This window comes from Leifsonia sp. RCC_180 (assembly GCF_058138205.1).
Map to the genome: position 1 here is coordinate 1,846,238 of NZ_CP200340.1, position 13,648 is coordinate 1,859,885.

The 13,648-nt window shown below is 67.3% G+C and carries 16 protein-coding genes; 5 read left to right on the forward strand and 11 right to left on the reverse strand.

The features are described from left to right. Nucleotides 1-92: 92 nt before the first annotated feature. Nucleotides 93-761: a GAP family protein gene (locus AB7E03_RS09160; RefSeq protein ID WP_489941113.1), complete on the forward strand. Its 669-nt coding sequence runs from the start codon at nucleotides 93-95 to the stop codon at nucleotides 759-761. A gap of 34 nt (nucleotides 762-795) precedes the next feature. After that, nucleotides 796-1,086 (forward strand): DUF1330 domain-containing protein, encoded by a 291-nt coding sequence (locus tag AB7E03_RS09165; RefSeq protein ID WP_489941114.1) that lies wholly within the window; start codon nucleotides 796-798, stop codon nucleotides 1,084-1,086. Between the two features lie 16 nt (nucleotides 1,087-1,102). On the opposite strand, the gene AB7E03_RS09170 is transcribed toward AB7E03_RS09165, so the two are convergent. After that, a complete protein-coding gene (locus AB7E03_RS09170) occupies nucleotides 1,103-2,008 on the reverse strand; it encodes an alpha/beta fold hydrolase (RefSeq protein ID WP_489941115.1) in 906 nt (301 codons plus the stop codon). An 80-nt stretch (nucleotides 2,009-2,088) separates the two neighbouring features. Here AB7E03_RS09170 and AB7E03_RS09175 point away from each other — a divergent pair, with 80 nt between their 5' ends. After that, nucleotides 2,089-2,640 carry a TetR/AcrR family transcriptional regulator gene (locus AB7E03_RS09175; protein WP_489941116.1) on the forward strand — a complete coding sequence of 184 codons (552 nt, stop codon included), beginning with the start codon at nucleotides 2,089-2,091 and terminating at the stop codon, nucleotides 2,638-2,640. A 45-nt stretch (nucleotides 2,641-2,685) separates the two neighbouring features. Here the strand turns inward: AB7E03_RS09175 and AB7E03_RS09180 are convergent, their stop codons facing one another. The 6 genes from AB7E03_RS09180 to AB7E03_RS09205 all read right to left on the reverse strand — a co-directional run bounded on the left by AB7E03_RS09180 (nucleotide 2,686) and on the right by AB7E03_RS09205 (nucleotide 7,936). Continuing rightward, nucleotides 2,686-3,945 carry a DUF445 domain-containing protein gene (locus AB7E03_RS09180; RefSeq protein WP_489941117.1) on the reverse strand — a complete coding sequence of 420 codons (1,260 nt, stop codon included), beginning with the start codon at nucleotides 3,943-3,945 and terminating at the stop codon, nucleotides 2,686-2,688. Between the two features lie 116 nt (nucleotides 3,946-4,061). Beyond that, complete coding sequence (locus AB7E03_RS09185; RefSeq protein WP_489941118.1) at nucleotides 4,062-4,547, reverse strand: hypothetical protein; 486 nt, start codon at nucleotides 4,545-4,547, stop codon at nucleotides 4,062-4,064. A gap of 134 nt (nucleotides 4,548-4,681) precedes the next feature. Continuing rightward, nucleotides 4,682-4,978, reverse strand: coding sequence for a putative quinol monooxygenase (locus tag AB7E03_RS09190; RefSeq protein ID WP_489941119.1), 297 nt, complete (start codon nucleotides 4,976-4,978; stop codon nucleotides 4,682-4,684). Further along, on the reverse strand, nucleotides 4,971-5,765 hold the full coding sequence (locus AB7E03_RS09195) for an ATP-binding cassette domain-containing protein (RefSeq protein ID WP_489942892.1): 795 nt from the start codon (nucleotides 5,763-5,765) through the stop codon (nucleotides 4,971-4,973). The genes AB7E03_RS09190 and AB7E03_RS09195 overlap by 8 nt, the downstream gene beginning before the upstream one ends. Before the next feature lie 2 nt (nucleotides 5,766-5,767). Next, nucleotides 5,768-6,847 (reverse strand): ABC transporter permease, encoded by a 1,080-nt coding sequence (locus tag AB7E03_RS09200; RefSeq protein ID WP_489941120.1) that lies wholly within the window; start codon nucleotides 6,845-6,847, stop codon nucleotides 5,768-5,770. A 54-nt stretch (nucleotides 6,848-6,901) separates the two neighbouring features. Beyond that, nucleotides 6,902-7,936: a substrate-binding domain-containing protein gene (locus AB7E03_RS09205; RefSeq protein WP_489942893.1), complete on the reverse strand. Its 1,035-nt coding sequence runs from the start codon at nucleotides 7,934-7,936 to the stop codon at nucleotides 6,902-6,904. A gap of 214 nt (nucleotides 7,937-8,150) precedes the next feature. Here AB7E03_RS09205 and AB7E03_RS09210 point away from each other — a divergent pair, with 214 nt between their 5' ends. Next, nucleotides 8,151-9,146, forward strand: a complete 996-nt coding sequence (locus AB7E03_RS09210; RefSeq protein WP_489941121.1) for a LacI family DNA-binding transcriptional regulator — start codon at nucleotides 8,151-8,153, stop codon at nucleotides 9,144-9,146. Next, nucleotides 9,143-10,039, forward strand: coding sequence for a PfkB family carbohydrate kinase (locus tag AB7E03_RS09215; RefSeq protein ID WP_489941122.1), 897 nt, complete (start codon nucleotides 9,143-9,145; stop codon nucleotides 10,037-10,039). Before AB7E03_RS09210 ends, AB7E03_RS09215 begins: the two co-directional genes overlap by 4 nt. 26 nt (nucleotides 10,040-10,065) lie before the next feature. Here the strand turns inward: AB7E03_RS09215 and AB7E03_RS09220 are convergent, their stop codons facing one another. The 4 genes from AB7E03_RS09220 to AB7E03_RS09235 form a co-directional block, all read right to left on the reverse strand. Beyond that, the gene (locus tag AB7E03_RS09220) at nucleotides 10,066-10,560 is read right to left on the reverse strand and encodes a DUF2127 domain-containing protein (RefSeq protein WP_489941123.1); all 495 of its coding nucleotides are present in this window, start codon (nucleotides 10,558-10,560) and stop codon (nucleotides 10,066-10,068) included. Nucleotides 10,561-10,698: 138 nt separating this feature from the next. After that, nucleotides 10,699-11,790 (reverse strand): ABC transporter substrate-binding protein, encoded by a 1,092-nt coding sequence (locus AB7E03_RS09225; RefSeq protein WP_489941124.1) that lies wholly within the window; start codon nucleotides 11,788-11,790, stop codon nucleotides 10,699-10,701. A gap of 60 nt (nucleotides 11,791-11,850) precedes the next feature. Further along, the gene (locus AB7E03_RS09230; protein WP_489942894.1) at nucleotides 11,851-12,726 is read right to left on the reverse strand and encodes an ABC transporter permease; all 876 of its coding nucleotides are present in this window, start codon (nucleotides 12,724-12,726) and stop codon (nucleotides 11,851-11,853) included. 5 nt (nucleotides 12,727-12,731) lie between these two features. Then, a complete protein-coding gene (locus AB7E03_RS09235; RefSeq protein ID WP_489941125.1) occupies nucleotides 12,732-13,583 on the reverse strand; it encodes an ABC transporter ATP-binding protein in 852 nt (283 codons plus the stop codon). Between the last annotated feature and the right edge of the window lie 65 nt (nucleotides 13,584-13,648).

Here is a 13,648-nt window from a genome sequence, read left to right on the forward strand (position 1 = left end):
AGCGGGCCCTTCGCCGATCCCAGGCTGTCCGCGGCGGCGTCACTGCCGTAGCCTCGGCTGTGCGACGCCGACTCTCGGGCGAAAGGAGTCGCATGCTGACCGTGATCGGGGAACTGCTGCCGCTGGCCGTCGCGGTCGCGCTCAGTTCTGTCCCGATCCTCGCCGTGCTGGTGCTGCTCCTGGAGTCGACGCGGCCGCTGGTGCCCACTCTCTTCGTCGTGGGCTACGTCGCCGGGCTGGTCGTGATCACGTCGCTCTTCGCGATCTTCCTGCATGCCATCCCGGCGAACACCTCCACCGGACCGGAACCGGTCGTCGGCGTGCTGGAGATCATCATCGGTGTGGCCCTTCTCGTGTACGCGGTGATCGAGGTGCGCCGTCACCCGCAGGCGGCGGAAAGCGAGTCGGTCCCCCGCTGGATGTCGGCCGTGGGCAGGATGCGCTCGCTGCCCGCGCTCGGGCTGGGCCTCGCCCTGAACATCCGGCCCAAGTCCATCCTGCTCGCCGTCGCGGCGGGCCTTGTGATCGGGCCGGCGAAGCTTCCCGTGTCGGAGGATGTCATCGCCATCGCTGTGTACGTCCTGATCGGCGGCAGCACCGTCGGCGCGCCAGCACTGTTCGCGCTGATCCGGCCCGACAAGGCCCGCCCGGCCCTCGCCTCCACCCAGCAGTGGCTCCTCCGGAACGACACGACGATCGCGATCATCGTCGCGGCGGTCATCGGCACGGTGATCATCGGGAACGGGCTCACCCGGTTCTGAACCCGCCCTGTCACCAGTGGATAGTGTGCGTCCTATGACTCTCGAACTGTGCGTCCTGCTGTGGGCATCCCCGGGCCAGGATGACGCGCTCACAGCATACGAGGACACGGTGCTCGCCCTGGTTCCCAAGCACGGCGGCACCGTGATGAGCAGGGTCCGCCGTGTCGGCGAGGGCGACGGGCCGCTGGAGGTGCAGGTCATCCACCTCCCCGATGAGTCAGCGTTGCAGGCTTACATGCACGACCCCGAACGTCTTGCGCTGGCCGACGTGCATCGCACGGCCGTTGCACGGACAGAACTCTTGACCGTCGAGACGATCGTGTGAATGCATACACCGGCAGTCACGCCGTCCGTTCGAACCAGTCGAGCACCAGCGCGGTGACCTCGCTCGGCGCATCGTCCGTGATGAAGTGGGCGGCATCGTCGACGAACGCCAGTTCGTAACGCTCAGCGTGGCGCGAGAGGTCGCCGCAGAGGCGGCGGATCAACGGCTCGTCCCACGGATGGTCGCGCCGGCCGAACACCGCGAGGGTCGGCGGAAGGAGTCGCTGCCGGGCGAAGGTCCCTCGCGCGAGCTGCATCGAAACCGGAATGGCGATGTGGCGGAAGAGCCGTCGAACGGCGCCGTCGACCTCGGGACGGGCCATCGGTGAGAGGTAGGCAGCGATCGTCTCGTCCGGCAGCGGGTGAGCGATGTGGCTGGGATCGAACAGCCCCGCGAGCGAGCGGCCGCGGCGGTGCCAGAGGAGCGCAGGCATGTGGCGGAAGCCGCCGACGAGTTTCAGGCTGAACGGCATGAACATCGGCGGAACCGAGAGCTGGACAAGCGAACGGACGCGTTCGGGATGCGCGTACGCGAGCTGGTTCGCGCTGATGGCACCCAGGTCGTGGGCGACGATGCGCACGCGCTCTATTCGGAGCACATCGAGCAGTGTGAGCAGGTCCTGATGGTGGGTCTCGCGCTCGATGCGCGGATCGTCGGCCGCCGTCCATCCGGTTCCGCGCAGGTCGGGGCAGATGACCCGATAGCCGGCGCGGGCGATGACCGGAGCGATGTCGCGCCACTGCCACCAGTGCGCGGGGAACCCGTGCAGGAGCACGACAGGATCGCCCTCGCCGATCGTGGCGACGTGGATGCGCACCCCGTGCGACTCGACGACGAGGTGCTCGAAACCAGGTGCGTCCAACATGGGCGGGAACCAGCTCGATGATCGGGTAGCCACCTCCGGGACCTCGGGTGTGTCCATGACGCCTCCTTGCGCACGATGCGAATACTATGTTCGTAGTACCACTATGTTCATAGTAGGCGAACGAGCGAGAGGTGTAAATGCCCACGACGAAGGAACGCGCGCTCAGCGCGGCCGTGGAGGTGCTCGGGACGGAGGGAGTCCGAGCGCTCAGCCACACGCGCGTCGACGCCCGCGCGGGACTGCCGGCCGGTTCCACCTCGAACTGGTTCCGAACTCGCCGATCGCTGCTCGCAGGCATCGTCGACTGGGTGGCCGAGAGCGAGCGTGCCGACTTCGACCCCTCCGGTGTCTCCGTCGCGCCCGGCGCGGACGGTTTGATCGATGGCCTCTGTGCGATGGTCGAACTGCAGTCGGGGGCCTTCGCGGTGCGCACCAGAGCGCGCTACGCCCTCTTCGTCGAACTCGCCTCCGACCCAGAGCTCACGGCGCCGCTGCGACGGCAGCGGCACGAGTTCGAACGCTGGACGGACCAGCTGGTGAGCGCGGCTGGCATCCCCGACCCTGTCCCCGCCGCCCGTGCGCTGATGGCACTTGGCGACGGGCTGATGCTGCACCGTCTCACCGTCGACCCCGGACTCGAGTTGAGACCGATCATCGAGCGGACCGTGCGCGCACTCGCGCAGGCGTAACCATCATCCGACGCTCAAGCGCGTAGGCGAACTGAGCTGGGCGACTCAGAGCAGGGCAGCGACGCCCGTCGCCACGCTGTAGATCGCGAGCCCGGCCAGCGCGCCCACAACCGTCCCGTTGATGCGGATGAACTGGAGGTCGCGCCCCACCTGGGTCTCGATCTTGTCGGTGGTCTCAGCCGGGTCCCACGACTGCACGGTCTCGGTGATGACGTGCGAGATGTCGCTGCGGTAGCTCGTCACGAGGTGCAGCGCGGCGTCGGTCAGGCGAGTGTTGAGGGACGCCCGCAGCTCGTCGTCCGCGAGGATGCGCCGGGCGACGTCGGCGACGAACGCCTCCGCGCGCTGCCGCAGCTCACCGTCCTCGTCGGAGAGCGCGTCGATCGCGGCGGTGCGCGCGGCGCCCCAGGCTGAGGCGGCCAGCTCGCGGATCCGCGGATCGTCGAACGCGCGTCCTTTCGCCACCTCCAGCCGCTCGATGGTCGCGTCGTCGTGCTGCAGCCGGTCGGCGAACTCGGTGAGGTACGCGTCGAGCGAGCGGCGCAGGCGGTGGTCCGGGTCCTCGCGCACGTCCCGGACGAAGCGGCGCGCCTCGGCGTGGAGGCGCTCGTCGATCACGCGGTCCACGATCGACGGCAGCCACGACGGGAGGCGTCGCGACACGATCGGCCCGAAAGCCTCCGGGTTCGCCGCGAGCCACTCGTCCAGCCGGTCCAGAAGCAGGTCGATCGCCTCACGATGGCCGCCCGACTCGAGCACTCGCGCGCCGAGCCGCCCGAGCGGCGGACCCCACAGCGGGGTGACGAGGTGCGTGCGCACGACCGCCTCCACCGCCTCCCGCATCCGGTCGTCGTCCAGCAGGGCGACGAGCCCCGTCACGCCCCGCGCGGACTCCGCCACCACCCGGCGGGCGTTCCGCGGCTGGGTGAGCCAGTCGGCGGCAGCACCGGCGAGGTCGATCGTGCCCAGCTTGCCGGCGACCACCTCGTCGGAAAGGAAGTTCGTCTCCACGAACTCACCCAGGCTCGCCCCGATCTCATCCTTTCGGTTCGGGATGATCGCGGTGTGCGGGATGCGCAGCCCGAGAGGATGCCGGAACAGCGCGGTCACCGCGAACCAGTCCGCGAGCGCGCCGACCATCGCCCCCTCGGCGGCGGCGCGCACGTATCCGAGCCAGGGGTAGCGGTCCTGCAGCGCGAAGGCCACGGCGAACACCACGGCGGCTAGGGCGAGCAGACTCGTCGCGAGCACCTTCATCCGCCGCAGGGCGACACGGCGTTCCGCGTCGGTCGGGAGCGCGGTCATGCGACCGCCTCAAAGCCGGCCCGCCGCACCCACTTCACGATTGCGCACACGTCGTGTTCCTCCTCCGTCGGGTCCCCGCCCTGCAGACTACGCGGGGAGGCTGCGGCATACGGCCCTCAGCTCTCGGGCGGCATCAGCAGGCGCAAGTCCGCACGCAATTCCTGCAGCCGCTGGTCCATCCCCATCGGGTCCGGTGAGGTGAACGTGCGGTCGATCCGAAGCTCGATCTCCCGGGAGACCTCAGCCCACGCCTCGGCGCGGGCCGCTTCGACCACCGCGGCGAGGAAGGCGGCGTCCTCCGACCGCCACCTCAGCGCAGCGGCGGTCGCTCGCGCGAGCGCTTCCCTGCGACCCAGGTTGATCGCGTCGGCCGGGCGGTAATCGTGCGAATGTTCCGGCTCACCCTCGAGGACCGTGGCCAGTCGGCGTTCCGCCGCCATCCGCCCTTCCGCGCTATCTGCTTCCTCGGCGAGGTCGAGCAGAGCCTGGCGGGCGGCTCCGACGAACAGTTCCGGTGTGAAGACCGCGCCCGGTTCGGTCAGCATCGCCGTGACGATAGCGTTCCGAATGGTCATCCGTACCGCGAAGTCGGTGAGGAGCATGCCCTCCTCGAGGGCCCGCTCCAGGGAGACCGGCTCCGCCTCCCCGAGGCCAGCCTCGTCGAAGGGGCGCATCGCGACGCGTCGCGGACGCCGGCGGAAGAAGGGCATCGTTTCGTCCCCTCTCCGCCCCGGCGTCAGACGCGGTCGAGCCAGGTCAGCCGAGAGCCCTCCTCGACGATATGCTCCGCGAGCGCAGCGTTGAACGCGATGCCGTGCTGGGCGCTCACGTGTGCGGAGAAAGCGTCGGCATCCACATACTCTTCGTACACGAAGAAGGCGGCGGGGTCATCGACCAGGCGGTGGGCGGCGAACGTCACGTTGCCCGGCTCCCGCCGGACCTTCTCGGCGAGACCGGCCACGAGGCGCTTGACCTCATCCTCGTGGCCCGGCCGCGCCGTGAACTGGGCGTACAGGGCCCTGGCCTCACCCAACCTTGGCCCCGGTCATGATCGCGACGGCATCCGTCATCGAGTGGGACTGCGGTGTGATGGTCGCCGCGCGCTTGCCGAGTCGCTGGATGTGGATCCGGTCGGCGACCTCGAACACCTGGGGCATGTTGTGACTGATGAGGATCACCGGGATGCCCCGGTCACGGAGGTTCTTCACGAGCTCCAAGACCTGTTGGGACTCGCGGACGCCCAGGGCGGCGGTCGGCTCGTCCAGGACGACGACCTTGGATCCAAACGCAGCGGCACGGGCGACCGCGACCGCCTGCCGCTGACCACCGGACAGGTTCTCGACCGGGACGGTGACATCCTGCAGCGTCGTGATCCCCAGAGTGGTGAGCTCGTCCTTCGCCTGCTTGCGCATCTTCTTGGTGTCCATGATCCGGAACACCGAACCGAGAATGCCCTTCCGCCGCAGTTCGCGGCCGAGGAACAGGTTGGACGCGACATCCAGAGCAGGAGACACGGCGAGGTTCTGGTAGACCGTCTCGATGCCGGCTCCGCGCGCGTCCTGCGGACGGCGGAAGTGGATGGGCTGCCCGTCGAGGAGGATCTCGCCCTCGTCGGGGATCTCGGCGCCCGTGAGGCACTTGACGAGGGTGGACTTGCCGGCACCGTTGTCTCCGATGATGGCGAGGACCTCGCCTGGGTAGAGCTCCAGGCTGACGCCGTCGAGGCCGACGACTCTCCCGAAGGTCTTGACGAGGCGGCGGGCCTGCAGCACGGGGGTGCGGGTCTCCGTGGGGGCCGATGACGGGTTGTCCGTTGCGATAGTCACTTTCGTGCCTTCCTGATCCACTGGTCGACCGCGACGGCGACGATGACGAGGATGCCCACTGCGAGCACCTGATAGAGCACATCGAGTCCGGCGACCGCGAGGCCTTCCTCGAACACCCCGACGATGAGGGCTCCGAGAAGGGTTCCCCAGACGGTGCCACGACCGCCGAAGAGGCTGGTTCCACCGATTACCACAGCGGTGATCGATTCGAGGTTGGTCGAGATGCCGTCGTTGGGTCCGATTCCGTCGACGCGGCCGATCAGCACCCACGCACCGACGGCCAGGATGGCGCCTGCCGCGAGGTACACGCTGAGCAGCACACGATTGACCCGGATGCCTGCGAGGCGCGCCGACTCGGCGTCGTCGCCGACTGCGTAGACGTGACGTCCCCAGGCTGTGCGGCCGAGGATGGTCGCCACGATCGCGTACAGCACGACCATCACCACGACGCCATAGGTGATCTGCACCCCGCCGATGTTGAAGGTGGTGCCGAGCGAGGTGATCAGCGGCGGCAGGTTCTGACCCTGCACGGATGCGCTGTTCGAGTAGAGGAGCAGGATGGCGGTGAAGATGCTCAGCGTGCCGAGCGTCACGATGAACGGAGGCAGCTTCAGCCGCGTCACGAGGAGCCCGTTCAGCAGTCCCGTCGCGATGCCGACGACCAGACCCAGCAGCAGGGCGAGTACAGCCGGGACGTGATTGGACGACGCTGTCTGGGCGATGACCAGCCCGGCGAGAGTGGTTGCAGCGCCCACCGAGAGGTCGATTCCGGAGGTCAGGATGATCAGCGTCTGGGCGATGCCGATCGTGCCGACCACCGCAACCTGCTGTGTGATCAGCGACAGGTTGCCGGGGTTGAGGAACCGCGGGTTGATCGCTCCGAAAACGATGATGGAAAGCACGAGCACGATCGCCGGGCTCAGCGCCGGGTACCGGTGCAGCAGGCCCCGGAGTCGCGTCAGCGGAGTCGTCCGGTGGAGGAACTCCTGGGCGAGGTCGAGCTCCGAGGTGGGCGGGCTCGTCTGCGACGCAGGCTTGGTCTGCGGCGCAGGTCTATTGGCGGTTGGTTGACTCACGATGGTCTCCTGGTCTGTGTTTCCCGGGCCGGATGCCCGGCCCGGGCGGAGTGGCTACTTGCCCCAGCAGATCTTGCTGGCGTCGTCGGGCGTGATGCTGGTCAGGTTCGCCACGGGCGTGTTGGTCACCAGCCGGGAGCCGGTGTTGTAGAAGTCGAGGCCGGATGAGGTCTTCGGCTTCTCCCCGGTCTTCGCGAGCTTGACGATGGCCTCCATGCCGAGCGACGCCATCTTGGACGGGTACTGCTGGCTGGTCGCGCCGATGATGCCCGACTTCACCTGGCTGACGCCGGTGCATCCGCCGTCGATCGAGACCAGGATGACGTCCTTGGTCTTACCGGCCGCCTGGAGCGCCTGGTAGGCGCCGTACGCCGCCGGCTCGTTGATCGTGTAGACCACGTTGACGTTGGGGTCCTTGGCGAGGATGGTCTCCATGGCCGTTCGGCCGTCGGCTGCATCACCGTTCGTCGGCTGGTGGCCGGCGATCGTGTACGAGCCGCCCTTGCCGCCCGTGTAGTTGCCGCTCTTGGCCTCGCTGCCGTTCTTCTTGGTGTCGGGGACGGTGATCCCCATCCCCTTGAGGAAGCCCTGGTCGCGGTTGAGGTCGACGGAGACGACCTGGGTGTTGAACAGGTCGAGCATGGCGATGTCGGCGGACTTGCCGTTCAGCTGCCCGGCGGCCCACTTCCCGATGGCTTCGCCTGCGGCGAAGTTGTCGGTGGCGAAAGTGATGTCGACCGAGGACGGCGGCGTCGGAACCGTGTCGAGCGCGATGACGAAGAGGCCTGCCTTACGGGCCTTGTCGATGGCGTTCTGAACGCCGGGCCCGTTGGGGGTGATGAGGATGCCTTTGTCGCCGCGGCCGATGGCGGATTCGATGGCCTGCACCTGAGTGGAGACGTCTCCGTCCTGCTTGCCTGCCGCGAGGGTGAGGTTGACGCCCGCCTTCTTGGCGTCGGCCTTGGCGGCGTCTTCCATGGAGACGAAGTACGGGTTGGTGGTCGTCTTCACGATGAGGGAGACGCCCACTTTGTCAGAGCCGGAGCCGGAGCCGGAGCCGGAGCAGCCCGCGAGACCGAGGGCGGCCATCGAGGCGATCGCGGTAGCGGCGAGAATGCGCTTGCCGGCGGAGTGAGGTGCTGTGAGATTCAACGGTGAACTCCTCTAGGTGCGTGGACCCGCCGTCGGTTGACAACGGTGTCATGGTTAGGTTTAGGCCATGGAGGAGGCTATAGTCAAGCAACATCACTCAATTGGAGACAAAAACGTGACATCGGTGTCAGGTTCCCCCAGACGGTCGACGATGCGCGATGTCGCCACTCTGGCCGGCGTAGGCGTCAAGACGGTCAGCCGCGTCATCAACGGCGAGCCGCACGTGTCCGCGGCGACGATCGAACGGGTCCAGAGAGCCGTCGCCGACCTGAATTTCCAGCCCGACCTGCACGCGGGCAATCTCCGCCGAACGGACCGACGCACCGGCACGATCGGGCTTCTGGTCGGAAGTGTCTCGAACCCGTTCTCCGGCGCGCTGCATCGCGCCGTCGAGGACAGAGCTGCGCAGCGCGGAGTCGCGGTCTTCGCCTCCAGCCTCGACGATGATCCCAACCAGGAGGAGAAGGCGGTCGACGCTTTCCTGAAGCGCCGGGTCGACGGCCTGATCCTCACGACCATCAAACCCAGCCAGGCCTATCTCCTGGCGGAACAGAGGCACGGCACACCGCTGGTGTTCATCGACCGCGAACCGACCGGGTTGGAGGCCGACGCCGTCGTGTCCAGCAACGCCGACGGCGCGGCCGAAGCAACGCGCCATCTCATCGGGTACGGCCACCGGCACATCGCCTACCTCGGTGACCGGCCCGAGATCCAGACCGCCCGCGAACGCAAACGGGGCTTCATGGAGGAGCTCGGCCGGGCCGGCATCGCCACAGGAGAAGTGACGATCGTCGAGGGCCTGACCGACGAAGCGCAGGCGGAGGCCGCGGTCGCATCGCTCTTCACCGCATCCACCCCTCCGACCGCCATCTTCAGCGCGCAGAACCTGATCACGATGGGCGCTCTCCGCGCCCTCCGGCGCCTCGGGGCCCACCGCAGGGTCGCGCTGGTCGGCTTCGATGACGTCGAACTGGCCGACCTCCTGGAGCCCGGCCTCACGGTCGTGGCCCAGGACGCAGCCCAGATCGGGCACCGTGCCGCCGACCGCATCTTCGGCCGGCTCGACGGGGCCGAACTGGAATCTCAGACGTTCGTCGTGCCCACCACCCTGATCCGCCGCGGTTCCGGCGAGATCCGGCCATCGTGACCACGCCGGCGATCTCCGTCATCGGCGATGCGCTGATCGACGAACTCCGCTCGCCCACCGCCGTCGAGGAACACGTCGGTGGTGCGGGCCTGAACGTCGCGGTGGGGCTCGCTCGGCTCGGAGTCTCCGCTTCACTGCTGGCCATGGTGGGCGATGATCGGGCCGGCGACGACATTCGTGCGCATCTGGCGTCGTTCGGCGTCCGCCTCCTGGCCACCGGGGCCACGGTCTCAGCGCGCGCAGTCTCCGACCGCAGCGCAGGCGAACCGCGTTACGTCTTCAACGACGCAGCGCGTGCACGGCGACTTGCTTTCGACAGCAGCCAGCGGGCCGCGCTCGACGACTCCGCCCTCATCGTCGTGAGCTCCTTCCCGTTCGACGATGCCGGACAAGCGGAGCTCCTGTCCGAGGCGGTCCACGCTTCACCGTCACGGCTCGTACTGGACCCCAATCCGCGTGAGCACCTGATCTCTGACGTGGATGCGTTCCGAACCGGCTTCGAGGATCTCGCCCGGCGAAGCCTTCTCGTGAAGATCGGCGACGAAGATGCAGGACTCCTGTACGGGGAGCCCCTCGCCATCGTGGCGCGCCGACTGCTCGGGCTGGGCCCGTCCGCGGTGCTGGCCACCGAGGGCGCGGCCGGGGCAACTCTTCTGCTGACGTCCGGCGTCACCGTTCACCGGCCCGTCCACCCGATGACCGCCCCCATCGTGGACACCATGGGCGCCGGAGACGCCACCCTCGCCTCGATCACCGCGACGCTCGCCCGCGCCGGCTTGCCGGATACGGCCCAAGAGACGACCCGCATGCTCGACGAGGCCATGTCCATCGCCGCCGCGACGTGCCGCATACCGGGGGCGTTGCTGCGACTGCCGGGCGAGCACGCGGCGTAGCTCTGGAGCTGCGTCGGCTGCGTCGATCACCGGCCGGCTCCGGCCGGGTCGTGCCTGCGGAGACGGTATTCGCGAACGGTGAGGATGACGATGAAGATGTCGAACGCTGTCAGCAGAAGCAATCCCCAACTGAAGTGCACGATCAACTCGAAGCCCTGATAACCGATGAAGAGGACGAGGAAGCCGATCAGCCAGGGGTAGGCCCAGAGCTTGACCCGCAGGACCGCCACCACGAGGAAGATCTTCACCACGCCGTGGACGAGCAGGTACACGGCGCCGAACAGAGTGGTGGAGACGTCGAGTGAGTCGGCGTAGCGGACGATCCAGTTCGCGAGGGGATCGTTCGGATCCTCGCTGAGTTCAGGCCGGGTGAGCGACTGCACCACCGCCGCAATCTGTTCCGGCGTGATAACAAGGAGGGCGACGCCGCCGATCAGTTCGATCACGCCATCCAGCCCCTTGAGGATCAGGCTGATGAGGAAGGTCCGATCCAGCACCGTATGTCCACGGCTTGCCTTCATGCGACCGACGTTACGCTCGCTCCCTACGCAGCCGGTCCGCTTGCCAGGGTGACGTGGCGCGCCGGAAGACCCGCCGGGCAGCACCCGGCGGGTCTTTCGGTTCGTGCGGCAGCGGACCTGCGCCCTACTGCCCACGGGTCAGCCGTTGGCGCCTGCGGGCTTCGTCGTGGGTGTGAAGCCCTCGAGCTTGTTCGCGGCGTCAGCGTACTTGTTGGTGAAGGTGCTGGCGTACGACACCTTGGACGTGTCGAGGCCCAACGTCTTCTCCATGTTGAAGATCACCTTGGGGCCACCGGCGGGCATGATGCCGTCCGGGAGGAACTGTCCTTTGTCGGAGGTGAGTCCATCGATGTACTGCTGCTTGCTGATGGTGCTGTTCTGCACGAAATCCTGCGGCAGCTTGTCGGCGATGTCCTTCGCGCTGTGAGTGGCGATCCAGTGCATCGTGGCGACGAGGGCGTCGACAGTTTTCTGCGCGGCGTCCTCGTGTGCCTTCACCCAGCTGGCGTTTGCGAGCAGTCCGGCTGCGGGCCATGCGCCCCCTAGGGCCTTGGTCGCCCCGGCGGTAGTCGCCAGGTCAACGGCGGTGGTCGCGAGCTTCTGGGAGGTGAGGGCACCCACAGTCGGCTGTGTGGTCATCACGCAGTCGGCACTGTTGCGTTGGATGGCAGCGATTGCCGTTGATCCGGCGTGGACCGCGATCGTGTTGTACTGCTTCTTGTCGATGCCATGCTTGGCGGCGAGGAACTGCGTCAGCTCGTCGGTGCCCGAGCCGAGGTCGGTGACTCCGAGGTTCTTGCCCGCGAAGTCGGCGGCGGACTTCACACCGCTTTTCGCGCTGCACATCTCGCGCTCACCCGGGGCACCGGACAACTGGACGAGGTTGACGACATCCTTGCCCTTGGCTTGGAAGTCGACCGCGTGGATGTACCAGGCTCCGGCCATGTCGACCTGTCCGGACGCCATCGCCTCCTCGGCGCCGACACCGCCGTTCTGCTCGGTCGAGAGTTCCATGTTGACCCCGTACTTCTTGTAATAGCCGAGGCTCTGGGCGAGCTGATAGGGCAGGTAGATCTGCTTGTCGATCCCGCCGACCATCATCTTGACGGTCGGCATCGACGCGGCGGATGAACCGCCCCCGCCAGATCCTGTGCCGCCAGAACTGCAGGCGGCGAGTCCGAGAGCAACGATGCCCGCGGCTGCGATGACACCGATGGTGCGCTTGTTCATTGGGGTTCCTTTCGTGGTGCCGGCGTGCCGGCGTTCTGCGTCATTGCAGGTCTTCACAGCTCAGATGGCCTGGGCTTCAGAGCGGCTCGGTGGCCGCCACTTCAGCAGCGCCTTCTCGAGGAGGGTGATGAGGTATTCGGCGACCAGCGTCACGACCGCGACGATGACCATGCAGGCGAAGACAGTGTCGGGATCGAAGTTTCCTTGCGACTGGCTGATGATCAGTCCGATGCCGTGCTGGGCGCCCAGCACTTCGGCGACCAGCGCGCCGATGATCGCAAAGCCGAACGCAGTGTGCAGGCTGGCGATGATCCACGTCATGGCAGAGGGGATGGTCACGTGCCGCGCGACCTGTGAGGGCGAAGCTCCGAGGACGCGGACGTTGGCGACGAGGTTGGGATCGACCTCGCGGACGCCTTGGAACGCATTGAAGAACACCACGAAGAAGACCAGCACAGCGGCCAGCAGCACCTTGGGTACCACCCCCAGCCCGAAGGCGACGATGAAGATCGAGCCGAGCACGATGCGAGGGATGGAGTTGACGATTTTGATGTACGGGCCGAACACCGACGCGAGATAGCGGTTGGACCCGAGGAGGATACCGATCACCACGCCGGCGATGGTGCCCACGACGAAGCCGAGGAACGCCTCCTGGACGGTGATCCAGAGGTTCTCCCAGATGGTGCCGAAGGCGGTCCCTTGGGTGAACAGCCGCACGAGGCTGTCCCAGATGCCCGAAGGCTGTCCATAGAAGAACTTGTCGACCCAGCCCGCTGAGGTGAACCACTGCCACCCCCCGACGACGATCACGGCGACGGCGATACGTCCGAACCACACTGCGGTGGTTCGCCGTTTGATGGCCCGGCGGCCCGCGAGTTGCAGATCGGTCTCACGGGTGTCGGCGAGACCGGACGGGGGTGTTCCGGTTGCGGTCATGGTGGTCACGCTGCCGCTCCTGATGTCTGCTGGTAGGCCCGGGTGACTTCGTCGCGCAGCGACTCCCAGATCCGGCCCTGGATCTCGAGGAAGCGCTCCTCGTGGCGGATTTGCTGCACATCGCCGCGCGGGCGAGGGAGGTCGACATCGAAGACGTCCTTGACCGTGCCCGGGCTGCTGGTCATGATCACGACCTGGTCGGCGAGCGCAACCGCTTCGTCGAGGTCGTGGGTGATGAAGAGCACGGTGGGGCGCAACTGCTCCCAGAGCTGCAGCAGCTCGGTCTGCATGATCGCCTTGGTCTGCACGTCGAGTGCCCCGAACGGCTCGTCCATGAGCAGGATGCGCGGGTTGTTGATCAGCGCCGCCGCCATGGCGACACGCTTGCGCATGCCACCGGAGAGCTGGTGCGGGTAGCGATCCTCGAATCCGGAGAGACCGACGCGGCGCAGCCAGTCCAGGGCGAGTGCGGTCGCCTCCCGCTTGGGAGTGCCCATCAGGATGGGGCCGATCATCACGTTGTTGAGGACTGTCTTCCAGGGGAAGAGGGAATCCGCCTGGAACATGTAGCTCACTCCTGAGGTGATGCCCTCGACGATGCGGCTGCCCACACTCACCGTGCCGGCGCTGGGCTGCTCCAGCCCGGAGACTTGAGCCAGTGTCGTGGATTTGCCGCAGCCGGTCGGCCCGACGATCGCGCAGAAGCTTCCGGGCTCCACCGTGAAGGTGACGTCGCGGATGGCCGTGAATGTCTCGCCCTTGGGGGTCAAGAATCGCTTGGTCAGTCCGACGATGTCGATGCGCGCCGACTCGGACGCTGGGGTCGTGACGCTGTCACGGGGTCGTTGTCCAACCATCTCGAAGACCTCTCTGTCTTTCGGTGTGTGAGGACGATGCTCCGTCAGTCGCCGCCCCGGTGTCG